Genomic DNA, 22,596 nt, shown 5'->3' with positions numbered 1-22,596 from the left:
CTCTCAGCGCTTCGCGGCCGGCAGGCCGAGTCCGATGTAGCCGATGATGTCGCGCTGGATCTCGTTGGTGCCGCCACCGAACGTCATCACCAGTGAGGAACGGTGGAAGCGCTCGAGCCGCCCGGCCAGGGCAGCCCCGGGGGAGTCGCCCGTGATGCCGGCGTGCGGGCCGACGACCTCCATCAGCGCGCGATAGACCTCGGTGGCGAGCTCGGAGCCGTAGATCTTGGTCGCCGACGCTTCCGCGGGAGACAGCGCAACGCCGTGATCGGCGTCGGCGGCGAGCTTCCAGTTGATCAGCGTCAGCGCCTCGATCCGGGCGTGCGCCCGGCCGAGCGCGATCTGCACCCATTCGGTGTCGATCACGCGAGAGCCGTCGGGGTTGCGGGTTTCGCGCGCCCAGTCCTTGACCAACGTCAGCGAGTGCTGGAGGGGAGCGGCCGACGTGAGCGCCACCCGCTCGTGGTTGAGCTGATTGGTCATCAGAGCCCAGCCGCCGCCGCGTTCGCCGACGACGTTCTCGGCAGGGACGCGGACGTCGGAGTAATAGGTCGCAGAGGTGCCGACGCTCGCCACGGTGTGGACCGGCGTGTAGGAGACACCTTCGGCCTGCGCAGGCACGAGGATCATCGACAGGCCCTTGTGGCGCGACGCGTCGGGCTCGGTGCGGCAAGCCAGCCAGAGCCAGTCGGCGTACTGGATGAGGGACGTCCACATCTTCTGGCCGTTGATCACCCACTCGTCGCCCTCGAGCGTGGCCTTCGTCTGCAGCGAGGCGAGGTCGGTGCCCGAGCCGGGTTCGGAGTAGCCGATCGAGAAGTGCAGGTCGCCGGCCAGGATCTTCGGGAGGAAGTACTCCTTCTGCTCGTCGCTGCCGAATCGCATGATCGTGGGCCCGACGGTGTTGAGGGTCAGGTAGGGGATCGGTACGCCGGCGATGGCGGCCACGTCGGTGAAGATGAGTTGTTCGACCATGGAGCGGGCCTGGCCGCCGTACTCCTTGGGCCAACCGATGCCCAGCCAGCCGTCGGTGCCGATCTGGCGGATGACGTCGCGATAGACGCCCGCTTCGCCGAACTCGCCCGTCGCGGATGCCAGGCCGGCGCGGATCTCGGGGGTGACCAACTGTGCGAAGTACTCGCGGAGCTCTTCGCGCAGGGCAATCTGCTGCGGCTCCAGATCGATGTGCATGTTGCTAGGGTAACCACAAAACTGTAACGTGTTCTAGTATGACGGACACTCGCCTTCTGGATCAGGGAACCGCACCGCTGCGCTTCGCGCGCGGCTGGCACTGCCTCGGCCTCGCTGCCGACTTCCGTGACGGCAAGCCGCACGCGATTGAGGGCTTCGGTACCAAGCTCGTCGTCTGGCAGGACTCGAAGGGCGAGCTCAACGTCCTCGACGGCTATTGCCGCCACATGGGCGGGGATCTTACCCAGGGCGAGGTCAAGGGTGACGAGGTCGCCTGCCCGTTCCACGACTGGCGCTGGGGCGGCGATGGCAAGTGCAAGCAGATCCCCTACGCCCGTCGAGTGCCGCTGCGTGCGCGCACGCAGCGCTACGAGACGGCTGTGCGCAACGGGCAGCTGCTGATCTGGAACGACCCCGAGGGCTCCGCCGCGGACCACGATCTGCTGCCGCCTGAGCTGCCCGACGTGATGACGGAGAAGTACACGCCGTGGTCGTGGCACGTCCGGCAGATCAACGGATCGCACTGTCGCGAGCTCATCGACAACGTCGCGGACATGGCGCACTTCTACTACGTGCACTTCGCGTTCCCCACGAGCTTCCGCAACGTCTTCGACGGCAATACCGCCACCCAGTTCATGGAGTCGAAGGGCCGTCCCGACATGTCGGGCGGGTACGGCGACGAGGACTCGATGCTCAAGTCGGTGGCGACCTACTACGGGCCGTCGTACATGATCAACTGGCTCGAGGTCGACTACAAGGGCTTCGTCACCGAGGTCATCCTGATCAACTGCCACATCCCGACGGGACCGGAGTCCTTCACGCTCCAGTACGGCATCGCGGTGCGCAAACCCGAAGGTCTCGACGAGAAGACCGTCAACTACATCGCTGAGAAGTACACCGAGTCCTTCGGCGACGGCTTCCTCCAGGACGTCGCCATCTGGGAGAACAAGGTCGCCGTCCAGAACCCGCTGCTGTGCGAGGAGGACGGCCCGGTCTACCAGTTGCGCCGCTGGTACGAGCAGTTCTACGTCGACGTCGCGGACATCAAGCCCGAGATGGTCGACCGGTTCGAGTTCGAGGTCGACACGACGAAGGCCAACGAGTTCTGGCACGCCGAGGTCGCCGAGAACCTCGCCAAGGTGGCGGCCGAAACGGCCGGGACACCGGCGGACGCGTAGCCCACCATGTCCTCCTTCGTACCAGCGAGCCCGGACACCCTCGAGGAGCAGAAGCTCTACACCGAGGCGCGGCTCGTCGACGTCGCCTGCCTCGACTGCCTGGCCACGGTCAGGGTCAAGAAGAACAGCGACCACCAGACCTCGGTCCAGTGGAGCACCGAGGCCCGGGCGAATTGTCAAGAGTTTGCGCGACAGGATCAGGGGACCGGCAGGCGGGACGTGCACAAGCCCTGCTCCCGGATGATGACTAGCATCGATGACGCTGTTCGGGCCGGAGATGTCCCGATCGGTGCGATCGACGGCTACTGAGCCGGGCATTCGAATCGCCATCAAGTCGCTTCAACAGAATCAGGTGTGGGGAGTTCCGTGGACATCGAGTCCTTTGTGCTGGACGTCGTCGGTGTGGTCGAGGAGACCGCCGACGCCAAGTCGATCAGCTTTGCCGTGCCGGCTGGCTCGGAGGAGAAGTTCGCCTACAAGCCGGGCCAGTTCCTCACCGTTGCCGTGCCGAGCGACCAGACCGGCATCGCCGCCCGCTGCTACTCGCTCTCCAGCAGCCCACACGACGGCGGCCCACTGACGGTCACGGTCAAGCGCACGGCCGAGGGCTTCGCGTCCAACTGGATCTGCGACAACCTCGCCGTCGGTGACACGCTGCGCGTGTTGCCGCCGTCCGGCATCTTCACGCCGGCGTCCATCGACAACGACCTCCTGCTGTTCGGCGGCGGATCCGGCGTGACGCCGATCATGTCGATCACCCGTACGGCGCTGGCCGAGGGCACCGGCAAGATCGTCGTGTTCTACGCCAACCGCGACGAGAAGTCGGTCATCTTCGCAGACGAGTTCTCGCGTCTCGCGGCCGAGAACCCCGAGCGCCTCCAGGTGATCCACTGGCTCGAGTCCGTCCAGGGCCTGCCGACGGCCGAGCAGATGAAGGCGTTCTGCTCCGACTACCTCGACCGCGAGGCGTTCGTCTGTGGTCCCGCGCCCTTCATGAAGATGGTCACGACCGTCCTCAAGGAGCTCGAGGTCCCGCGCTCCCAGCGCCACCAGGAGAAGTTCGTCTCCCTCGGCGGCAACCCGTTCGGCGACATCGAAGAGATGCGGCAGCAGGCCGCGGCCGAGATCGCCCTCGCCGACGGGAATGACGACGGTGCCGACGACTTCGCCGATGCGCCTGCCGGTCCGGTCAAGGTCGAGGTCGAACTGGACGGCGAGGAGTTCACGTTCGACGACTGGAACCCCCGAACGACGTTGCTCGACTTCCTCGAGAGCAAGGGCGTCAAGGCGCCGTACTCCTGCCGTGAGGGGGAGTGCTCGGCGTGCGCGATCCGGTTGCTGGCGGGCGACGTCCGGATGCTCCACAACGACGTGCTCGACAAGGAGGACCTCGACGACGGGATCCGCCTCGGGTGCCAGTCGGTGCCGACCACGGACACCGTGAAGGTCACCTACAGCTGAGACAACCGTGCGGCCAGCCGGGTCGCGGTCATGTGGGCGATCGACTCGATGGAGATCATCGGGTTGACGCCTGATGCCGTGGGGAAGCTCGAGCCGTCGGCGACGTACAGGCCCTCGATGTCCCAGGTCTGTCCGTCGGGATCGGTTGCGGAGGTCTCGGCGGAGCCACCCATCCGTGCGCTGCCCATGATGTGCAGGGCGGCGAGGGCGATGGTCGCGGGCGCGGCTCCAGCGGTACGGAGGTCGGCCTCGAAACTGGTGATGGTTCCGCGGACGCCGGGCTCGTAGCTGACGGTCTTGTGGTGGGGCGAGGCGATCCACTTCGCGCCCGCGGCCTCGGCGATCTTCGCGGCACCGACCATGCCCTGCATCAGGTGCTCGGTGTCGCGCGGCGACAGCTCGTAGCGGACCACCGGCTCGCCGTCCTTGCCGGTCGTGACGGTGCCACCGGGGTCACGGTCGCGCACGATCATCGCGATGCCGACCGTTGACCTGAGCTCGTTCATCCGGCGGCGGAAGTCGTCGGATCCGCGCCAGTTGACGAACCCGGTGCTGAGCGCCGGGGTCATCGGCGCGGTCTCGAAGAGGACGCCGTAGCCGTTGCCGTCGAGGTCCGTCATCTTGTCGACGTACCGACTCTGCATGGCGCCGACCCAGCCGTCGACCGGTTCTTCCATCCGGCCCCACAGTGCGGTGGCGGGGTGCAGGCGCAGGTGACGGCCGATGTTCGGGTTGGCGAGACCGGAGCGCTGCAACAGCGCCGGCGTCTGGATCGCGCCGGCAGCGACGACCACGGCCCGGGCCCGTACCTGCACGCGATGCCCGTCTGTCGTGGTGCCTTCGACACCCGTTGCCCGGCCGAAGCTGGTCGTGACTGTGCGCACGATGACACCGGTACAGATTCTGGCGCCGTCCGCCGCAGCGTCCTCCAGCCAGGTCGTCGCAGTCGACTGCTTCGCCCCGAGGCGACAGCCCATGCCGCAGCGTCCGCACTCGACGTCCTGGTCGCAGCCGAGCACGTTGCGCGGCATCGCCGCGACGTCCCAGCCGAGAGCTCGCGCGCCGCGCTCCAGGATCGCGTCGCGCGGGGCCGCCTTGTCGTGGTCGGTGTTGACGCCGAGCCGGGCGCACACGGCGTCCAGCGAGGCGGCGTACTCGCTGGTCGCGAACTGGCTGGCGCCGTGGGAGGCCCATTCCTCACGGACGTGATCCGGGGTGCGGAACGAGGTCGTGTAGTTGACGACCGTGCCGCCGCCGAGGCCCTTGCCCGCCATCAGCGCCACCTGCCCTTCGGCGGTGCTCTGCGGGGCGAGGGCGTAGAGGTTCATGAAGCCCGACTCCTCGCCGCCGTCGAAGTCCCGTTGGTCGTGCTGCCCACCCGCCTCGAGTACGACGACATCGAGCCCTGCTGCGGCCAGGACGCCGGCCGCCGTACCACCGCCGGCGCCGGAGCCGACCACCACGACGTCGCAACTCATGGCCGTGTCGCGGTCGATCGTGAGCGGCGTGATGGGGGAGGCGGGCGCGTCGGGTACCAGTCCGAGCGGCCCCGGGTAACCCATCCGGTCCCACAGCGGTGCGCCGGCGCTCATGTAGTACGGCAGGAGCGAGGCGCCCTTCAGGCCCTGGAACAGCACCCGCTTGGCGCCGACCCGCGAGTCCGAGAGCGACAGGAGTACCTGCTCGCGCTCGCCCTGGCTCAACTGCGAGAACCGGCGCGGCTTCCCGGTCAGAGCCAGGCCGAGCGACCGGGTGTCCCACAGGTCCAGCAGGCCCTTCAGCTGGCGCACTTCACCGAGCCGCGGATTGGCGGCAGCGATGGAAAGCGCGAGCTCGTGCGAACCGACGTCGGTCGGGGACGGAATGCCGTCACTTCGGGCGGCGAACGTGTCGGCGATCAGGCCCATGGCCCGGACCTGACGCGGAGTGAAGGTCACGGGTGGACTCTAGGCGCGTTGATGCCATGTGATAAGCGCTCCGGTGATAAACTCTGCGGTGTTGAAGGGGAGCGGTAAAACGTCCCTCCCGCATTCCGGTCGTCCCAGCAATGGGGTCGGCTGGTTACACGGTTCACTGTTGTAGCTCCATCTGGGTTTCCACGAGGTAGCGGTGCAGTTGGTTTCAGCCCGCGCCGGCACCATGCCGAAGCGGCCTCGTAGGAAAAGACACAAGGAGTAAGACAATGGCAGTTGGCACCGTGAAGTGGTTCAACGACACCAAGGGCTTCGGCTTCATCGCGCAGGACGGTGGCGACGGCGACGTCTTCGTGCACCACTCCGGCATCTCGGGCAACGGCTTCAAGTCGCTCGCCGAAGAGCAGCGCGTCGAGTTCGACGTCACCCGCGGCCCCAAGGGCCTGCAGGCGGAGAACGTTCGCGCGATCTGATCTGATCACTGTCGGGGCCGGGTGGCAGGGTTCGTCTCATGACGAACCCTCTGCCCGGCCCTGACGGCATTTTTCGCTGCCCCTGGGCTGTGTCGGCGCCGGAGTTCCCGGCCTATCACGACACCGAGTGGGGCTTCCCGGTCGTCGATGACCGGCGGTTGTTCGAGAAGGTGTGCCTGGAGGGCTTCCAGTCCGGCCTGAGCTGGCGCACGATCCTGGTCAAACGCCCCGCCTTCCGAGCCGCCTTCGCCGACTTCGACCTCGCCACGGTCGCTGCGTACGACGACAGCGACGTGACCCGACTGCTCGGGGACGCCGGCATCGTGCGGCACCGCGGCAAGATCGAGGCGACCATCAACAACGCCGGACGGGCCCTCGAACTGATCTCGGAGCGGGGTTCGCTGGCGGCCTTCTTCTGGGGCTACGAGCCGTCGCTGGCCGAACTGGGGGAGCCCCAGTCGCTGACCACCTCGCCCTCCTCGATTGCCCTGTCGAAGGACCTGAAGAAGCGCGGCTGGAAGTTCGTCGGCCCGACCACGATGTTCGCGCTGATGGAGGCGATGGGGTTGATCAACAACCATGTCGCCGGGTGCGTCACGCGTGACGAGGTGGTCCGGGCCAGGGCAGCATTCGTGCCGCCGTTGACGGACTGACAGCGGGGGCCTGACGCACCGGCGTCAGGCGACGGCCAGGTCGGCTGCCGCTTCCCGGGCAAGGACCTCGATCGCGGCTGCGGTCGCCTCGATCTCGACCTCGGATTGCTCGTCTAGGGAGCGTCGGCTCGCTGCGACCAGTTCAGCCCGCAGCGCGACGGCATTCGCCACCGCCAGTGCCAGTGCAGCATTCGCGCTGGCGACGGCAACGGCTGCTGCCTGTACACGTGCGGCCATGGCTGACGCGCGCTGCAGGGCGGCCGGACCGATCGGGTCGGGCTCGGTCCCCAGCACCATCTGGTCGGCCACCTCGGCCGCGTTGTGGACCTCGGTGGCTGCTGCGTCCTCCCGGTAGCGGGTGGCCGTCGCGTCCTGCGCTGCCTGGTCCGCTGCCAGATCAGCCGCAACCTCGTGTCGGTTTGCGCGCCCGTCGCGAGCGATGTCGGCGGCGTCGGCGATGAGCAGTCGTGCGGCAGTGACAGCCGTTTCGACGGTGATCGCAGCTCGGGCGACGGAGTCGTGAGGTACTGCGGGTTCGATGGAGTTCATCGGCAGGTCCCTCCCAAGACCGGCGGCCCTTCGGCGTTTCTCCGGAGCCCTCGCGACGGCGAGGACGGAGAGTCACTCTTGGCGACCGCGTACCAACCAAGGTACGCCTCAATTGGCCACTCAGAGCGCTCGAACCAGAACCTTTGCATTGTGGTGCCGGACCTTCGCGAAAGCAGGGGCGAGCCGGCTAGCGGTCAAGAATCGCGCCAAGGAGCGATTTCGAAGCCGATTGAGCCAAGATCGGCGCGCAAAGTCCCACCCTGGCGCGGTCCTTGACCTGGACTGCAGTCACCAGCCGCGTTCGCGCCACTCGGCCACGTGCGGCCGCTGCTCGCCCAAGGTCGAGTCGGAGCCGTGGCCCGGGTAGAACCAGGTGTCGTCCGGCAGGGTGCCGAACAGTTTGGTGTCGACGTCCTCGACCAGTGTCTTGAAGGCTTCGGCGTCGCCGAATGTGCCGCCGACGCCACCGGGGAAGAGGGAGTCACCCGTGAACAGGTGAGGGTGGCCCTCGGGGTCGCGGTAGAGCAGGCAGATCGAGCCGGGCGTGTGGCCGGTGATCCGGATGACCTCGAGCGTGCAGTCGCCCACCGCGACGCTGTCTCCGTCGGTCACGCGCCGAGCCACCGCAACGCCGGTCTGCTCGGTGATGGCGTCCGCGTCGGGCTCGCCGGCAACGACCTCGGCCCCGGTTGCCTCCACGACGGTGGCCAGTGCCCGGTGGTGGTCCCAGTGCTGGTGCGTCGTGACCACGGTCGTCAGTCCGGCGTCGCCGATGACAGTGAGCAAGGTGTCGGCGGCGTCGGCCGCGTCGACCAGCACCTGGTCGCCCGTTGCCTTGCAGGTCAGGAAGTAGGCGTTGTTCGCCATCTTCTCGTCGACGGCGACCTTCGTGATCGTGAGGCCAGACAGTTCGCGGACCTGGGGTGCGCCCCCGACGGTCACGTCTCCGGTGTAGGTCATGAGTCCATCATGCCGGGGTGACCAGGTCGCCGGCATCGCGGCCGGAGGCCCACCAGGCCAGGGCGGAGACGGGCCCGCGGTACGACAGCGCGTCGGGACCGGGGGAGCCGAGCTCCCAGGTGCCGGTGCCGTCGGTGGCGACCACCCGGCAGTCGGGCCGCATTCCCCCATGCCTCGCGAGGTCGAGGAACTTGACGGAGTTCTCACGTGGCCAGTCGGCGTGGGCGTAGCCGGCCGCCAGATCGGCGTGGTGGATCTCGACCTCCCGCAGGCGCAACAGCGGTACGACGCCCGCCCGCAGCAGTGGGCCCCCGGGAGTCCGCTCGAAGCGGGCGTCATCGGGGGCAGTGATGCCCGCCAGTGCCGCACCGAAGGCCGCCGCCGAGGACCGAAGGCGTTCGCGGATCTCGGTCGGTGAAGCCGTCGCCAGTTCTGCGATGTCGAAGTCACGTTGCTCGTTCGAGACGTACATCGTGGTCGGCACGCCTTCGGTGAGCCCGCGGAGCGCGCCGGCGAGACCTTCCGCGTTGAGCGCCACGTGGCCGAGAACGTGGGCGCGACTCCAGTCCTCGCAGATGCTGGGTGCTGTCCACTCGTCGTCGGGCAGCGCATCGGCCGTGGCGAGCAGGCGGGCAGTGGCGGACTCGATCCCGCGGACAATCGACATGGTCACCTCCCCATCATGCCCGCGAAACGGTGGCTGTCGGTGCCGGGTGAGAAGGTGGTTCCTTGGCGTGGCGGCTTGCCCCGACGCCGTACCATGGCGAACACTTGTTCGAACGAACCGTACGACACCCGAGGACCGGTAGTGACCGATCAGCTGATCATTCGCGGCGCCCGCGAGCACAACCTGAAGGACGTCTCCCTCGACCTTCCGCGCGACTCGCTGATCGTGTTCACGGGCCTCTCCGGTTCCGGCAAGTCGAGCCTGGCGTTCGACACGATCTTCGCCGAGGGCCAGCGTCGCTACGTCGAGTCGCTCTCGGCGTACGCCCGTCAGTTCCTCGGCCAGATGGACAAGCCGGACGTCGACTTCATTGAGGGGTTGTCCCCGGCGGTCTCGATCGACCAGAAGTCCACGTCGAAGAACCCGCGCTCGACCGTCGGCACCATCACCGAGGTCTACGACTACCTCCGCCTCCTCTACGCCCGCGCCGGCCGCGCGCACTGCCCCACCTGCGGTGCGCCGATCGAGCGGCAGACGCCGCAGCAGATCGTCGACCGGATGATGGCGCTCGAGGAGGGCACCCGGTTCCAGGTCCTCGCCCCGGTCATCAGCGGCCGCAAGGGTGAGTACGTCGAACTCTTCAAGCAACTGCAGGCGCAGGGCTTCTCGCGGGCCCGGGTCGACGGGACGATCCACAACCTCGACGACCCGCCTGCCCTGGACAAGAAGCTCAAGCACACGATCGAGGTCGTGGTCGACCGCTTGGCGGTCAAGGAAACGTCCAAGCGCCGGCTGACGGACTCCGTCGAAACGGCCCTCGGACTGGCCGGCGGGCTCGTCGTGTTCGACATGGTCGATGCAGCCAAGGGCGAGCAGCAGGAGATGAAGTTCTCCGAGAAGATGGCGTGCCCCAACGAGCACGCGATCGAGACCGACGACCTCGAGCCGCGTTCGTTCTCGTTCAACTCGCCGTTCGGCGCCTGCCCGGCCTGCGTCGGTCTCGGCACCCGGATGGAGGTGGACCCCGAACTGGTCGTGCCCGACCCGACGGCAACCCTCGCGGAGAACGCCCTCCAGCCCTGGAGCCACGCGCACGTCGCCGACTACTTCGGTCGCCTGTTGATCGCGCTCGGCGAGGAGCTCGGCTTCGACGTCGACACCCCCTGGGAGAAGTTGTCGGCCAAGGCCCAGAAGGCGGTCCTCGAGGGACACCCGACCAAGGTCCACGTCGTCACCAAGAACCGCTACGGCCGCGAGCGTTCCTACTACGCCGAGTTCGAGGGCGTGCGGAGGTACGTCGAGCGCCGCCACCGCGAAGCCGAGAGCGACACGAGCCGCGAGCGGTTCGAGGGCTTCATGCGCGAGGTGCCGTGCCCGACCTGCGCGGGCAGCCGGCTCAAGCCGGTCTCGATGTCGGTCACGCTCGGCGCCCGCGAATCAGGTGGCAAGAACATCGCCGAGGTCTGCGCCCTGCCGATCAACGAGGCCGCCGCCTACCTCTCCGACCTCGACCTGTCGACGCGCGAGCGCCAGATCGGTGAGCGGGTCCTCAAGGAGATCCAGGAACGCCTCAACTTCCTGCTCGACGTCGGACTCGACTACCTCTCGCTCAACCGGCCCTCGGGCTCGTTGTCGGGTGGCGAGGCCCAGCGGATCCGGTTGGCCACGCAGATCGGTGCCGGCCTGGTCGGTGTCCTCTACGTGCTCGACGAGCCTTCCATCGGCCTGCACCAGCGCGACAACCAGAAGCTCATCGAGACCCTGGTCCGGCTCAAGGACCTCGGCAACACGCTGATCGTCGTCGAGCACGACGAGGACACCATCCGGGTCGCCGACTGGGTCGTCGACATCGGGCCCGGCGCCGGCGAGCACGGGGGACAGGTCGTCCACTCCGGCACGGTCAAGGGACTCCTCGAGCACCCGGACTCGATGACCGGGCAGTACCTCTCCGGTCGTCGCGAGATCCCCGTTCCCGCCGTACGACGTCCGCGGACCGTGGGGCGCGAACTCAAGGTCCACGGGGCGCGCGAGCACAACCTGCAGAACGTCGACGTCAGCTTCCCGCTCGGCGTCTTCTGCGCCGTCACCGGCGTGTCCGGCTCGGGCAAGTCCACGCTGGTCAACGACATCCTCTACACGTCGCTGGCCAAGCAGATCTACAACGCCCGCGCCATCCCGGGGCGCCACCAGAAGATCACCGGCCTCGAGCACGTCGACAAGGTGATCCACGTCGACCAGTCGCCCATCGGTCGCACGCCGCGGTCCAACCCGGCGACGTACACGGGGGTCTTCGACCACGTCCGCAAACTGTTCTCGCAGACACCCGAAGCCAAGATGCGGGGCTACCAGCAGGGCCGTTTCTCGTTCAACGTCAAGGGCGGACGCTGCGAGGCGTGCTCCGGCGACGGCACGATCAAGATCGAGATGAACTTCCTGCCGGACGTCTACGTCCCGTGCGAGGTCTGCCACGGCGCCCGCTACAACCGCGAGACGCTCGAGGTCCACTACAAGGGCAAGACCATCGCCGAGGTCCTCGACATGCCGATCGAGGAGGCCGCGGAATTCTTCGCCGCGGTGCCTGCGATCGCGCGGCACATGAAGACGCTCTGCGAGGTCGGCCTCGGCTACGTTCGCCTCGGCCAACCGGCGACCACGCTGTCCGGTGGTGAGGCGCAGCGGGTGAAGTTGTCCTCCGAGCTGCAGAAACGGTCGACCGGGCGCACCGTCTACGTCCTCGACGAACCGACCACGGGCCTGCACTTCGAGGACATCCGCAAGCTGCTGGGTGTGCTGTCGAGCCTGGTCGACAAGGGCAACACGGTGCTGGTGATCGAGCACAACCTCGATGTCATCAAGACCGCCGACTGGATCGTCGACATGGGTCCCGAAGGTGGCTCCCGAGGAGGCACCGTCGTCGCGGAGGGCACCCCCGAGGACATCGCGGCGGTCCGGGCCAGCTACACCGGCCAGTTCCTCAAGCCGATGCTGGCGGGACGGGCAGCGGCCCAGCCCAAGGGGCGGGTCCGCGCCAAGGCCACAGCGAAGTCATAGCCCTGGCTCAGGTTGTGGTCGTAGCCTGACGCCATGACAGCCCCCTTCAGCAGGAGACGAGCCCTGACGAGCGCTGCCACTCTCGGAGTCAGCATGCCCTTGTTGGCTGCGTGTGGCGACGACGGTGGAGACACGGCAAGCGACGACGCGACGACTCAGCAGACGACGTCGAGCCCTCCCGCCGATGCGGCAACCACCGAGACCGCGGACGGAGCGACCAGCGCTGCGGCCGGCGGACTGGTGGCTGCGGCCGACGTCCCGGTCGGTGGCGGCGTCGTGATCGCTGACGAATCGCTGGTCGTCACCCAGCCGACTGCGGGGAAGTTCCAGGGTTACTCCGCGATCTGCACCCACCAGAGCTGTCTGGTCACCAAGGTGGCTGACGGCAAGATCCAGTGCCCGTGCCACGGGAGCAGCTTCAACGTGTCCGACGGGTCGGTCGCCGGCGGGCCGGCCCCTTCGCCGTTGTCCAAGGTCACGCTCACCGTCGACGGCGACCAGGTCGTGCGCGGGTGACCCAGGTCAGCCGTCGCATTGTCTTCTCCGGGCTCGGCGCACTCGGCGTTGCGGCGGCGCTCGCCGGTTGCGCAGGAAGCGGCGACGACACCTCCGAGCCGAAGGTTTCCTCCGGCGCCGAACTGGCCACCACTGCCGAGGTGCCTGTCGGCGGCGGCATCATCCTGACCGACGAGAAGATCGTCATCACCCAGCCGACCGAGGGCGACTTCCTGGCGTTCACCGCCGTCTGCACGCACCAGGGCCTGCTCGTGACCTCGGTCGAGGACGGCACCATTCACTGCGCCAACCACGGGTCGTCGTACGACGCCGCGAATGGGGACGCGACAGGTGGCCCGGCCTCGGGTCCGCTCGCATCAGTCGACATCACAGTGGAGGACGGCAAGATCCTCGCCGGGTGATCCCGCACAAGTAGGAGGCAACATGGAGGGCGTTCACGACATGGGCGGCCTGCACGGCTTTGGCGCCGTGCCGGTCGATGACCTGGAACTGCCCTTCGACGAGGCGTGGGAAGGGCGAACCTTCGGCCTGTACATCGCAGCCGGGGCAGCCGGTGCCCGATCCGGTTCGATTCGGCCCGGGATCGAGGCGATTGCGCCGGCGGACTACCTGGCCATGGGCTACTTCGAGCGGTGGGCCCGGTCCCTCGAGGCCGGTCTGGTGGCCGCTGGCACCCTCACGGTCGCGGACATCGACGCCCGGGTGCGCCATCCGCAGCCGCCGAGTCGGCATGCCGATGACACGAACCCGAGGATGGCGGCCGGACTGGCCGCTGCGCTCGTCAATCGTCCGGGACGACCGAGCGGCGACGACGTTCCGGCACGCTTCCAGGTCGGTGACACTGTCACCGTGAAGCGGATGGCGCCGGAAGGTCACCACCGGTGCCCGCGCTACGTCCGCGGCGTCAGCGGCACGGTGACTCACCGGCCCGGGGGCTGGCCCCACGCAAGCGGGGACGGTCCGCCCGAGGCCACCTACACCGTTCGTTTCGAGATGGCTGACCTCTGGGGCGAAGACGCCGAGGCCGGCTTCCTCCACCTCGACCTGTGGGAGCGGTACCTCGCATGAACGACCGGACGGAACGCCCTGCCTCGCTGCGCATCGAGGCCATCGAAGCCCTGCTCGTCGAGCGCGGGGTGATCACCTCGGACGTGGTGGACGCCATCATCGAGACCTACGAACACCATGTCGGGCCGTTGAACGGCGCCCGGGTGGTGGCTCGGGCCTGGCTCGATCCTGACTACCGTGCGCGGTTGCTCGAGGACGGGACCGGCGCCGTGGGGGAGCTCGGCTTCGGTGGCGCGGAGGGCGAGCACCTGGTGGTGCTCGAGAACACCGAGGCTGTTCACAACGTGGTCGTGTGCACGCTCTGCTCCTGCTATCCGTGGCCGGTCCTCGGGCTGCCCCCGCGGTGGTACAAGAGTTCTGCCTACCGATCGCGGATGGTCCGCGAACCGCGCGCCGTGCTGGCTGAGTTCGGAACCTCGCTCCCCGCAGACGTGGAACTCCGCGTCTGGGACTCGAGTGCCGAGGTTCGCTACCTGGTCCTGCCGCTGGCCCCGGCTGATGTCGAAGCGCGGACCGAGGACGAACTGGCTGGTCTGGTCACCCGTGACCACATGATCGGTGTGGTGCGCTGACCGACGCCCACGAGCGGTCGCGCCCCGGTTGTCGGTCCACCCTCGTAGGGTTGGGGTGTGCCCGATCCGCTGAGCTATCGCCCCAAGGCCGGGGAGATCCCGACTGAGCCGGGCGTCTATCGGTTCCGCGACAAGAGCCGCCGGGTGATCTACGTCGGCAAGGCGAAGAACCTCCGCGCCCGCCTGTCGTCGTACTTCCAGGACATCGGGAACCTCCACCAGCGCACGGCGTCGATGGTGACCACCGCGACGTCGGTCGAATGGACTGTGGTGACGACCGAGGTCGAGGCGCTCCAGTTGGAGTACTCCTGGATCAAGGAGTTCGACCCGCGGTTCAACGTGAAGTACCGCGACGACAAGTCGTACCCGTGGTTGGCCGTAACGATGTCCGACGAGTTCCCGCGGGTGATGGTGGGCCGCGGCGCCAAGCGGAAGGGCACGCGTTACTTCGGACCCTACGGCCACGCCTGGGCGATCCGCGAGACCGTCGACATCCTGCTGAGGGTCTTCCCGATGCGCTCGTGCAGCAACGGGGTCTTCAAGCGGTCCGGCCAGATCGGGCGACCGTGCCTGCTCGGCTACATCGACAAGTGCGCGGCTCCCTGCGTCGGCAATGTGTCGGCCGATGAGCACCGCGCGATCGTCGAAGACTTCTGCGACTTCATGGCGGGGCGCACCAAGCAGTTCACCAAGCGCATCGAGAACGAGATGTACGCCGCCTCGGAGGCGCTCGACTTCGAGAAGGCTGCTCGTCTGCGTGACGACCTCGGCGCGATGCAGAAGGCGCTGGAGAAGCAGTCCGTGGTGTTCGGCGACGGTTCGGACGCCGACGTGATCGCGCTCGCCGAGGACCCGCTCGAGGTGGCGGTCCAGGTCTTCTATGTCCGGGGTGGCCGGATTCGCGGCCAGCGCGGCTGGGTGGCCGACCGCACCGACGACGGCGACACCTCCGCCCTGGTCGAGGACTTCCTGCTCCAGTTGTACGCCGGCGTGTCGCCCGAGGACGCCAAGGATGCGGTGCCGCGGGAGATCCTCGTGCCCGAACTCCCGCCCGAGAGCGCGACCTTCGAGCAACTGCTGTCGGACCTCCGCGGCTCCCGCGTGGAGATCCGCGTCCCGCAGCGCGGGGACAAGAAGACCCTCCAGGAGACGGTGGAGCGGAACGCCAAGGAGTCGCTGATCCTCCACAAGACCAAGCGGGCGAGCGACCTGACGACCCGCAACCGGGCGCTGGCCGAGATCGCCGAGGCGCTCGAGCTGGACGAGGCACCGCTGCGCATCGAGTGCTACGACGTCTCCCACATCCAGGGCACCGAGATCGTGGCGTCGATGGTCGTGTTCGAGGACGGCCTGGCCCGCAAGGGCGAGTACCGCCGCTTCGTGATTCGCGACCAGGAGGGTTCGGACGACGTCGCGGCGATGCACGAGGTGATCACCCGTCGGTTCCGCAGGTTGCTGGACGAGCAGGCGCGTTCCGAGTTGCGTCCCGGTGACGAGACCAGCGGACCGCTGCTGGTGGACCCGGACACCGGACGGCCGCGAAAGTTTGCCTATGCGCCCGGTCTGGTGGTGGTCGACGGCGGCGCCCCGCAGGTCGCGGCGGCCCAACGCGCACTCGACGAGCTCGGCATCGACGACATCCCGGTCTGCGGCCTGGCCAAGCGACTCGAGGAGGTGTGGTTGCCCGGCCAGGAGGATCCGGTCATCCTCGCTCGATCCTCCGAGAGCCTCTATCTCCTGCAGCGAGTGCGCGACGAGGCGCACCGGTTCGCCATCACGCACCACCGCAACCGCCGGTCGAAGTCGATGGTGGAGAGCCTGCTGGACGACGTTCCCGGGCTGGGGGAGGTGCGTCGCAAGACGCTGCTGCGCCACTTCGGTTCGCTCCGCAAGCTGCGGGTGGCCACCACCGAGGAGATCGCCATGGTTCCGGGCATCGGCCCGCGCACGGCGGCTGCCATCAAGGAAGCGCTGGACGGCGGGGACGTTGTGCCTCCGACCACCGCCTCGACCACAATGGCTCCATGAGCAAGGCGCACCATGACTGAACACAGCCCCGGGCCCCTCGTCGTCGTCACCGGCATGACCGGCGCCGGTCGCAGCACCGCGGCCAAGGAGCTCGAGGACCTCGGGTTCTACGTCGTCGACAATCTGCCCCCGAACCTGCTGCCCGACGTCGTCCGCCTCGTCGACGAGAGCCACGGTCCCGCGCAGCCGATCGCCGTCGTGGTCGACGTCCGGTCCGGCTCGTTCTTCCTCGGTCTGCGCAGCGCGCTGGCCCACGGCGTGGCCGGTCGTGACGCCACCCTCGTCTTCCTCGACGCGTCCGACGAGGTCCTCGTCCGCCGGCAGGAGGCCGCGCGCCGACCGCACCCGCTGCAGCAGGGCGGCCGACTGCTCGACGGGCTCCAACGCGAGCGAGTCGCCCTGGCCGACCTGCGCTCCGAGGCCGACCTGGTGATCGAGACCAGCAACCTCAACGTGCACCAGTTGACCGACCGGATCGCGGAAGCGTTCGGTACGCCGGACTCGACCCGGTTGCGGGTGACGGTCATCAGCTTCGGCTTCAAGTACGGCAGCCCGGTCGACGCGGACTACCTCGCTGACATGAGGTTCCTGCCCAATCCGCACTGGGTGCCTGAGCTCCGACCACGCACCGGCCAGGACCCCGAGGTCGCCGGCTACGTCCTGGCGCGCCCCGGGGCGGCAGAGTTCCTCGACGCCTACGTCCCGCTCCTCACGGTCGTGGCCGAGGGGTACCTCCGCGAGGGCAAGCGCTTCATGCGGGTCGCCATCGGCTGCACCGGGGGCAAGCACCGCAGCGTCGCGATGAGCGAAGAGATTGCACGCCGCCTCCAGGAGCAGGGCTACCTCGCGCGTGTGATCCACCGTGACGTCGGCCGGGAGTGATCGATCGATGATCTCGGACTTCGGAGCGGTTCAGCGCGCCCAATCGGTGGTCGCCCTGGGCGGCGGCCACGGGCTGCACGCCTCGCTCAACGCACTGCGCCACCTGCTCGACGACCTCACCCTCGACAAGCTCACGGCCGTCGTCACGGTCGCCGACAACGGCGGATCCTCGGGACGTCTCCGCGGGGAGTTCGGTGTACTGCCACCCGGTGACCTGCGCATGGCCCTGGCCGCGCTGTGCGGCGACGACGAATGGGGCGACACCTGGGCCAGGGTGCTCCAGCACCGCTTCGAGGGCGACGGTGAGATGCGCGGCCACGTCGTCGGCAACCTGCTGATCGTTGGGCTCTGGGAACTCCTCGGCGACCACATCGACGCGCTCGACTGGGTCGGCCGACTGCTCGGCGCCCGCGGACGCGTGCTGCCGATGGCCCAGACGCCGATGGACATCACCGCCGAAGTGCGGGGACTCGTCGACGGACAGCCCGATGCGCTCACCACCGTCCGCGGCCAGGTCGAGGTCGCCACGACCGAGGGCGTGATCAGCACGATCTCCCTCGAACCGGCGGACCCCGAGGTCAGTCCGGCGGTCATCGACGCCATCACCGAAGCGGACTGGGCCGTCCTCGGCCCGGGGTCCTGGTTCAGCTCGGTGCTGCCGCACCTGCTGGTGCCGGCGGTGCGTGATGCGCTGGTCCGCACGAAGGCTCGTCTTGTCGTCGTACTCAACCTGGCGGAGCAGGCGGGGGAGACCGGCGGCTTCGGCCCCGCCGACCACCTGGCCGTCCTGGCCGAGCACGCACCGGATCTCGGGATCGACGTGGTCCTCGCGGACCAAACGGTTCTGGAGTCCGGTCTTGCCGAGCTCGAGGAGACGGTGGCAGCGCTCGGCGCCCGCTTGGTGATCGCCGACGTGGCAGCCGACGACGGGTCGCCGCGTCACGATCCCGTCAAGTTGGCCGCGGCCTACACCCGGATCTTTGCCACCGACTGACCCGGGCACCCGCGCAGGGTTGTTGACCAACATGGCAGGATCGGCCCCATGGCGATGACGGCACAGGTCAAGGCGGAACTGGCCAGTACTCCGGTCACCAAGGCGTGTTGCCGCAAGGCCGAGGTCGCCTCCACTCTCCGGTTCGCGGGCGGCATCCACATCGTGGCCGGTCGAATCGTCGTCGAGGCCGAGCTCGACACCGGCGCTGCGGCGCGTCGGTTGCGCAAGGACATCTCCGAGATCTACGGCCAGACCTCCGACGTCGTCATGGTCCAGGGCAACGGCCTGCGCAAGGGCAGCCGCTACATCGTGCGGGTCGCGAAGGACGGCGAGGCGCTGGCCCGCCAGACCGGCTTGCTCGACCAGCGTGGCCGCCCGGTACGGGGCCTGCCCCCGGCTGTCGTGTCCGGCGGCGCCTGCGATGCCGTCGCTGCCTGGCGGGGCGCGTTCCTCGCCCACGGGTCGCTGACCGAACCCGGTCGCTCATCGTCCCTCGAAGTGACCTGCCCGGGCTCCGAGGCCGCGCTGGCACTCGTCGGCGTCGCTCGCCGGCTCGGCATCCAGGCCAAGGCCCGCGAGGTCCGTGGAGTCGACCGCGTCGTCATCCGCGACGGTGACGCGATCGGCCAGTTGCTGACGCGGCTCGGCGCGCACGAAACGCTGATGGCCTGGGAAGAACGCCGGATGCGGCGCGAGGTTCGCGCCACCGCCAACCGGCTCGCCAACTTCGATGACGCCAACCTGCGTCGTTCGGCCCGCGCGGCCGTGACGGCCGGAGCCCGCGTCGAGCGCGCGATGGAGATCCTCGGCGACGAGGTTCCCGACCATCTCAAGATGGCGGGAGAGTTGCGTCTCGAGCACAAGCAGGCCTCGCTCGAGGAGCTCGGCCAGTTGCACGAACCGGTGCTCACGAAGGATGCGATTGCCGGACGCATAAGGCGTCTTCTGGCCATGGCCGACAAGCGCGCCGAGGACCTGGGCGTTCCGGACACCGAGGCGTCGCTGACGCCCGAGATGCTCGCTGGCGACGCCTGAGCGTCCAGAATGTGATGCGGGTCACCCCGGCCCACCGCGGGCGCGGGGGTGCGGGATAGGGTCGGAATTGACCGCTCCGCAACTCCCTGGAGGCACGCAGTGACCGTTCGTGTAGGCATCAACGGATTCGGCCGGATCGGCCGCAATTTCTTCCGCGCGGTGCGAGCGAGCGGAGCCGACATAGAGATCGTCGGCGTCAACGACCTCACCGGGAACGCCACGCTGGCGCACCTGCTGAAGTACGACTCGATCCTCGGCCGTCTGGACGCCGACGTGTCCTCGACCGATGACGCGATCATCGTCGGCGACCAGCAGATCCGGGCGTTCGCGGAGCGCGACCCGGCGGCCCTCGGTTGGGGCGACCTCGGTGTCGACGTCGTCGTCGAGTCCACCGGCTTCTTCACCGACGCCACCAAGGCACGCGCCCACGTCGACGGCGGCGGCGCGCGGAAGGTGATCATCTCCGCCCCGGCGACCAACGACGACATCACCATCGTGATGGGCGTGAACCACGAGTTGTACGACCCGGCCGCGCACACGGTCATCTCCAACGCCTCGTGCACCACCAACTGCCTGGCGCCGATGGCCAAGGCCCTCAACGACGGCCTCGGCATCGTCAAGGGCCTGATGACCACGGTGCACGCCTACACCGCGGACCAGAACCTGCAGGACAACATCCACTCCGACCTCCGTCGGGCGCGCGCCGCTGCGATCAACATCGTGCCGACGTCGACGGGGGCGGCGAAGGCGATCGGACTGGTCCTGCCGGAGCTCAAGGGCAAGCTCGACGGCTACGCCCTTCGGGTCCCGACCCCGACGGGCTCGCTGACCGACCTGACCTTCGAGGCAGCGCGGGAAACGACCGTCGACGAAGTCAACGCGATCGTGAAGGCGGCCGCTGACGGCCGTTACCTCCGCTACTCCACGGACCCCATCGTGTCGTCGGACATCGTGACCGACCCGGCGTCGTGCATCTTCGACGCTCCGCTCACCAAGGTCATCGGCAACCAGGTCAAGGTCGCGGGCTGGTACGACAACGAGTGGGGCTACTCCAACCGGCTCGCGGACCTCATCGTCCACGTCGGCGCTACGCTCTGACGCTTGTGACTGACTTCAAGGGGCTTGACCCGGACTTCCTCGCGACCGTTTCCGGCAAGCGGGTGCTGGTCCGCTCGGACCTGAACGTCCCGCTCGACGGCGACCGGATCACCGATGACGGCCGGATCCGCGCCAGCGTCCCGACCATCAAGGCGCTCGCCGACGCGGGCGCCCGCGTGGTCGTCACCGCCCACCTCGGGCGTCCTGACGGCGCTCCCGACCCGGCGTACTCCCTGGCCCCGGTGGCCGCACGCCTCGGCGAGCTGCTGGGCGCCGACGTCGCCTTCGCGAGTGACACGGTGGGGGCCTCGGCGCAGGAGACCGTCGCTGGACTCCCTGACGGCGCTGTCGCGCTGCTGGAGAACGTCCGCTTCAACGCGGGAGAGACCAGCAAGGACGACGCCGTTCGCGGTGCCTTCGCCGACGAACTCGCCGCCCTCGCCGACGCCTTCGTGTCCGACGGCTTCGGTGTCGTCCACCGCAAGCAGGCCAGCGTGTACGACGTCGCCCTGCGACTCCCGCACACGATGGGCGGCCTCGTCGCCACCGAGATCGACGTGATGCGTCGCCTGACAGTGAACCCCGAACGGCCCTATGTCGTGGTCCTGGGTGGTTCGAAGGTGTCCGACAAGCTCGGTGTCATCGACAACCTGCTCGACAAGGCCGACAAGCTGCTGATCGGCGGCGGCATGGTGTTCACCTTCCTCAAGGCCGACGGCCTCGAGGTCGGCAAGAGCCTGCTCGAGGAGGACCAGCTCGACACGGTCCGCGAGTACCAGGCTCGCGCGAAGGAACTCGGCGTCGAGATCGTGCTGCCGACCGACATCGTCGTCGCGGACAGCTTTGGCGACGAAGCCTCCGCCCGTGTCGTTGCGGCCAACGAGATCCCCGCTGAGGCGCTGGGTCTCGACATCGGTCCCGCCTCGGGCACGGCCTTCGCTGCGGCCCTCGCCGACGCGAAGACGGTCTTCTGGAACGGCCCGATGGGCGTGTTCGAGCAGGCCGCATTCGCGGAAGGCACCCGTGCGGTTGCCGACGCGCTCACACGGGTCGACGGCCTCTCGGTCGTCGGCGGTGGTGACTCCGCGGCCGCCGTACGCACCCTCGGGTTCGACGAGGCGGCTTTCGGCCACATCTCCACCGGAGGTGGCGCAAGCCTGGAGTACCTCGAGGGCAAGGAGCTCCCGGGCATCACGGTTCTGGAAGAGGAAGGTGCCTGAGATGGCCAACAATGCAGCGCAGGCCGGTCGCACCCCCTTGATGGCGGGCAACTGGAAGATGAACCTCAACCACGCCGAGGCCGTGAACCTGCTGCAGAAGCTCGCCTGGACGCTCTCGGACAAGCGCCACGACTACGCCAAGGCCGAGGTCGCACTCCTTCCGCCCTTCACGGACATCCGTTCGGTGCAGACCGTGGTCGACGGCGACCGCCTCTCCATCAAGTACGGCGCCCAGGACGTCTCCGCGCACGTCAGCGGCGCGTACACCGGCGAGATCTCCGCGGGCATGCTCGCGAAGCTCGGTTGCTCCTACGTCGTGGTCGGACACTCCGAGCGCCGGCAGTACCACGCGGAGACCGACGAACTGGTGAACGCCAAGGCCAAGGCCGCGCTCGACGCGTCGATCATCCCGATCGTGTGTGTCGGCGAGGGCCTCGAGGTTCGCCAGGCCGGGGAGCACGTCCCGTACACGATGGCGCAGGTCGAGGGATCCCTTGCCGGCCTGTCGAAGAAGCAGGTCGCCAGCCTCGTCATCGCCTACGAACCCGTGTGGGCCATCGGTACCGGCGAGGTGGCCACCCCGGAGGACGCACAGGAGGTCTGTGCGGCCATTCGCGGGCAGGTGCGGGAATCCTTCGGCGACGAGGCTGCCGACGCCGTACGCGTCCTCTACGGGGGATCGGTGAAGGCTGCCAACATCGCCGGCATCATGGCGAAGGCCGATGTCGACGGTGCCCTGGTGGGTGGCGCGAGCCTCGAAGTGGACGAGTTTGGCGGCATCTGCCGGTTTTATGACATGCCAGTGCTGTCCTGATCCCGGCCCTGACGTAGGATTCCCCGCGTGTTGATCAACCTGCTCACCGTTCTGCTCGTCACCGCGAGCCTGCTGCTCATCCTCCTGGTGTTGCTGCACAAGGGACGCGGTGGCGGACTCTCGGACATGTTCGGTGGCGGTGTGTCGAGCTCGCTCGGCGGATCGTCCATCGCTGAACGAAACCTCGACCGCTTCACGGTCGGCATCGGCGTCATCTGGTTCGCGTGTGTCATCGCGCTGGGCCTCTTGCTCGCCTATCAGAACTGACCGAAC

At 68.2% G+C, this 22,596-nt stretch carries 23 protein-coding genes; 18 read left to right on the top strand and 5 right to left on the bottom strand.

Annotated features, from left to right (window positions below; all coding sequences use genetic code 11):
- Positions 1–3 precede the first annotated feature (3 nt).
- On the bottom strand, positions 4–1,191 hold the full coding sequence (locus HRC28_RS15795; protein WP_182376425.1) for an acyl-CoA dehydrogenase family protein: 1,188 nt from the start codon (positions 1,189–1,191) through the stop codon (positions 4–6).
- Positions 1,192–1,229: 38 nt separating this feature from the next.
- On the opposite strand from HRC28_RS15795, the gene HRC28_RS15790 reads away from it, so the two are divergent.
- From HRC28_RS15790 to HRC28_RS15780, 3 genes are read left to right on the top strand one after another with little or no spacing between them, the layout of a single operon-like run.
- Positions 1,230–2,369, top strand: a complete 1,140-nt coding sequence (locus HRC28_RS15790; RefSeq protein ID WP_182376424.1) for a Rieske 2Fe-2S domain-containing protein — start codon at positions 1,230–1,232, stop codon at positions 2,367–2,369.
- A 6-nt stretch (positions 2,370–2,375) separates the two neighbouring features.
- Positions 2,376–2,678: a hypothetical protein gene (locus tag HRC28_RS15785; RefSeq protein WP_182376423.1), complete on the top strand. Its 303-nt coding sequence runs from the start codon at positions 2,376–2,378 to the stop codon at positions 2,676–2,678.
- A gap of 45 nt (positions 2,679–2,723) precedes the next feature.
- Entirely contained in the window at positions 2,724–3,830 is a 1,107-nt protein-coding gene (locus HRC28_RS15780) for a ferredoxin--NADP reductase (protein WP_237111517.1), read from the top strand.
- Here HRC28_RS15780 and HRC28_RS15775 read toward each other — a convergent pair.
- Positions 3,821–5,767: a GMC family oxidoreductase N-terminal domain-containing protein gene (locus HRC28_RS15775; RefSeq protein ID WP_202033092.1), complete on the bottom strand. Its 1,947-nt coding sequence runs from the start codon at positions 5,765–5,767 to the stop codon at positions 3,821–3,823. The genes HRC28_RS15780 and HRC28_RS15775 overlap by 10 nt on opposite strands.
- A 245-nt stretch (positions 5,768–6,012) precedes the next feature.
- Here HRC28_RS15775 and HRC28_RS15770 point away from each other — a divergent pair, with 245 nt between their 5' ends.
- The gene (locus HRC28_RS15770) at positions 6,013–6,216 is read left to right on the top strand and encodes a cold-shock protein (RefSeq protein WP_056711996.1); all 204 of its coding nucleotides are present in this window, start codon (positions 6,013–6,015) and stop codon (positions 6,214–6,216) included.
- A gap of 38 nt (positions 6,217–6,254) precedes the next feature.
- Positions 6,255–6,869: a DNA-3-methyladenine glycosylase I gene (locus HRC28_RS15765; protein ID WP_182376422.1), complete on the top strand. Its 615-nt coding sequence runs from the start codon at positions 6,255–6,257 to the stop codon at positions 6,867–6,869.
- Between the two features lie 24 nt (positions 6,870–6,893).
- Here HRC28_RS15765 and HRC28_RS15760 read toward each other — a convergent pair whose 3' ends face one another.
- From HRC28_RS15760 to HRC28_RS15750, 3 genes are all read right to left on the bottom strand, one after another.
- Positions 6,894–7,418, bottom strand: a complete 525-nt coding sequence (locus HRC28_RS15760) for a hypothetical protein (protein ID WP_182376421.1) — start codon at positions 7,416–7,418, stop codon at positions 6,894–6,896.
- 288 nt (positions 7,419–7,706) lie between these two features.
- Positions 7,707–8,378: an MBL fold metallo-hydrolase gene (locus HRC28_RS15755; protein ID WP_182376420.1), complete on the bottom strand. Its 672-nt coding sequence runs from the start codon at positions 8,376–8,378 to the stop codon at positions 7,707–7,709.
- A 7-nt stretch (positions 8,379–8,385) separates the two neighbouring features.
- Complete coding sequence (locus HRC28_RS15750) at positions 8,386–9,045, bottom strand: maleylpyruvate isomerase family mycothiol-dependent enzyme (RefSeq protein WP_182376419.1); 660 nt, start codon at positions 9,043–9,045, stop codon at positions 8,386–8,388.
- A gap of 141 nt (positions 9,046–9,186) precedes the next feature.
- Here HRC28_RS15750 and uvrA point away from each other — a divergent pair, with 141 nt between their 5' ends.
- From uvrA to secG, 13 genes are all read left to right on the top strand, one after another.
- The gene (gene uvrA, locus HRC28_RS15745) at positions 9,187–12,096 is read left to right on the top strand and encodes an excinuclease ABC subunit UvrA (protein ID WP_182376418.1); all 2,910 of its coding nucleotides are present in this window, start codon (positions 9,187–9,189) and stop codon (positions 12,094–12,096) included.
- Between the two features lie 33 nt (positions 12,097–12,129).
- Positions 12,130–12,612 (top strand): Rieske (2Fe-2S) protein, encoded by a 483-nt coding sequence (locus HRC28_RS15740; RefSeq protein ID WP_182376417.1) that lies wholly within the window; start codon positions 12,130–12,132, stop codon positions 12,610–12,612.
- Entirely contained in the window at positions 12,609–13,013 is a 405-nt protein-coding gene (locus tag HRC28_RS15735) for a Rieske (2Fe-2S) protein (protein ID WP_182376416.1), read from the top strand. Before HRC28_RS15740 ends, HRC28_RS15735 begins: the two co-directional genes overlap by 4 nt.
- Positions 13,014–13,035: 22 nt before the next feature.
- Positions 13,036–13,680, top strand: coding sequence for a nitrile hydratase subunit beta (gene nthB / locus HRC28_RS15730; RefSeq protein WP_182376415.1), 645 nt, complete (start codon positions 13,036–13,038; stop codon positions 13,678–13,680).
- Entirely contained in the window at positions 13,677–14,252 is a 576-nt protein-coding gene (nthA, locus tag HRC28_RS15725; RefSeq protein WP_182376414.1) for a nitrile hydratase subunit alpha, read from the top strand. Before nthB ends, nthA begins: the two co-directional genes overlap by 4 nt.
- Positions 14,253–14,309: 57 nt before the next feature.
- Positions 14,310–16,280 (top strand): excinuclease ABC subunit UvrC, encoded by a 1,971-nt coding sequence (uvrC, locus tag HRC28_RS15720; RefSeq protein WP_182376413.1) that lies wholly within the window; start codon positions 14,310–14,312, stop codon positions 16,278–16,280.
- 12 nt (positions 16,281–16,292) lie between these two features.
- On the top strand, positions 16,293–17,162 hold the full coding sequence (gene rapZ, locus HRC28_RS15715; RefSeq protein ID WP_182376412.1) for an RNase adapter RapZ: 870 nt from the start codon (positions 16,293–16,295) through the stop codon (positions 17,160–17,162).
- Positions 17,163–17,169: 7 nt separating this feature from the next.
- The gene (yvcK, locus tag HRC28_RS15710; protein WP_182376411.1) at positions 17,170–18,156 is read left to right on the top strand and encodes a uridine diphosphate-N-acetylglucosamine-binding protein YvcK; all 987 of its coding nucleotides are present in this window, start codon (positions 17,170–17,172) and stop codon (positions 18,154–18,156) included.
- A 48-nt stretch (positions 18,157–18,204) separates the two neighbouring features.
- Complete coding sequence (whiA, locus tag HRC28_RS15705) at positions 18,205–19,191, top strand: DNA-binding protein WhiA (RefSeq protein ID WP_056712041.1); 987 nt, start codon at positions 18,205–18,207, stop codon at positions 19,189–19,191.
- 99 nt (positions 19,192–19,290) lie between these two features.
- Complete coding sequence (gene gap, locus HRC28_RS15700) at positions 19,291–20,289, top strand: type I glyceraldehyde-3-phosphate dehydrogenase (RefSeq protein WP_182376410.1); 999 nt, start codon at positions 19,291–19,293, stop codon at positions 20,287–20,289.
- A gap of 5 nt (positions 20,290–20,294) precedes the next feature.
- Positions 20,295–21,509 (top strand): phosphoglycerate kinase, encoded by a 1,215-nt coding sequence (locus tag HRC28_RS15695; RefSeq protein WP_182376409.1) that lies wholly within the window; start codon positions 20,295–20,297, stop codon positions 21,507–21,509.
- Between the two features lies 1 nt (position 21,510).
- A complete protein-coding gene (gene tpiA, locus HRC28_RS15690; RefSeq protein WP_182376408.1) occupies positions 21,511–22,323 on the top strand; it encodes a triose-phosphate isomerase in 813 nt (270 codons plus the stop codon).
- Between the two features lie 30 nt (positions 22,324–22,353).
- Positions 22,354–22,590, top strand: a complete 237-nt coding sequence (gene secG, locus HRC28_RS15685; protein ID WP_182380687.1) for a preprotein translocase subunit SecG — start codon at positions 22,354–22,356, stop codon at positions 22,588–22,590.
- Positions 22,591–22,596: the final 6 nt, after the last annotated feature.

Origin of the sequence: Nocardioides sp. WS12, from assembly GCF_014108865.1 — a bacterium.
In the GTDB taxonomy this organism is placed as follows: Bacteria; Actinomycetota; Actinomycetes; order Propionibacteriales; family Nocardioidaceae; genus Nocardioides.
This window is presented reverse-complemented; position numbering and strand designations above follow the sequence as displayed.

What these genes read in the sequence shown, in the direction of transcription:
- HRC28_RS15760 (WP_182376421.1), bottom strand. Translation starts at nt 7,418, where the DNA reads ATGAACTCCATCGAACCCGCAGTACCTCACGACTCCGTCGCCCGAGCT.
- HRC28_RS15770 (WP_056711996.1), top strand. Translation starts at nt 6,013, where the DNA reads ATGGCAGTTGGCACCGTGAAGTGGTTCAACGACACCAAGGGCTTCGGC.
- yvcK (WP_182376411.1), top strand. Translation starts at nt 17,170, where the DNA reads ATGATCTCGGACTTCGGAGCGGTTCAGCGCGCCCAATCGGTGGTCGCC.
- HRC28_RS15740 (WP_182376417.1), top strand. Translation starts at nt 12,130, where the DNA reads ATGACAGCCCCCTTCAGCAGGAGACGAGCCCTGACGAGCGCTGCCACT.
- whiA (WP_056712041.1), top strand. Translation starts at nt 18,205, where the DNA reads ATGGCGATGACGGCACAGGTCAAGGCGGAACTGGCCAGTACTCCGGTC.
- HRC28_RS15790 (WP_182376424.1), top strand. Translation starts at nt 1,230, where the DNA reads ATGACGGACACTCGCCTTCTGGATCAGGGAACCGCACCGCTGCGCTTC.
- HRC28_RS15795 (WP_182376425.1), bottom strand. Translation starts at nt 1,191, where the DNA reads ATGCACATCGATCTGGAGCCGCAGCAGATTGCCCTGCGCGAAGAGCTC.
- HRC28_RS15750 (WP_182376419.1), bottom strand. Translation starts at nt 9,045, where the DNA reads ATGTCGATTGTCCGCGGGATCGAGTCCGCCACTGCCCGCCTGCTCGCC.
- HRC28_RS15765 (WP_182376422.1), top strand. Translation starts at nt 6,255, where the DNA reads ATGACGAACCCTCTGCCCGGCCCTGACGGCATTTTTCGCTGCCCCTGG.
- nthB (WP_182376415.1), top strand. Translation starts at nt 13,036, where the DNA reads ATGGAGGGCGTTCACGACATGGGCGGCCTGCACGGCTTTGGCGCCGTG.
- nthA (WP_182376414.1), top strand. Translation starts at nt 13,677, where the DNA reads ATGAACGACCGGACGGAACGCCCTGCCTCGCTGCGCATCGAGGCCATC.
- tpiA (WP_182376408.1), top strand. Translation starts at nt 21,511, where the DNA reads ATGGCCAACAATGCAGCGCAGGCCGGTCGCACCCCCTTGATGGCGGGC.
- HRC28_RS15785 (WP_182376423.1), top strand. Translation starts at nt 2,376, where the DNA reads ATGTCCTCCTTCGTACCAGCGAGCCCGGACACCCTCGAGGAGCAGAAG.
- HRC28_RS15755 (WP_182376420.1), bottom strand. Translation starts at nt 8,378, where the DNA reads ATGACCTACACCGGAGACGTGACCGTCGGGGGCGCACCCCAGGTCCGC.
- rapZ (WP_182376412.1), top strand. Translation starts at nt 16,293, where the DNA reads ATGACTGAACACAGCCCCGGGCCCCTCGTCGTCGTCACCGGCATGACC.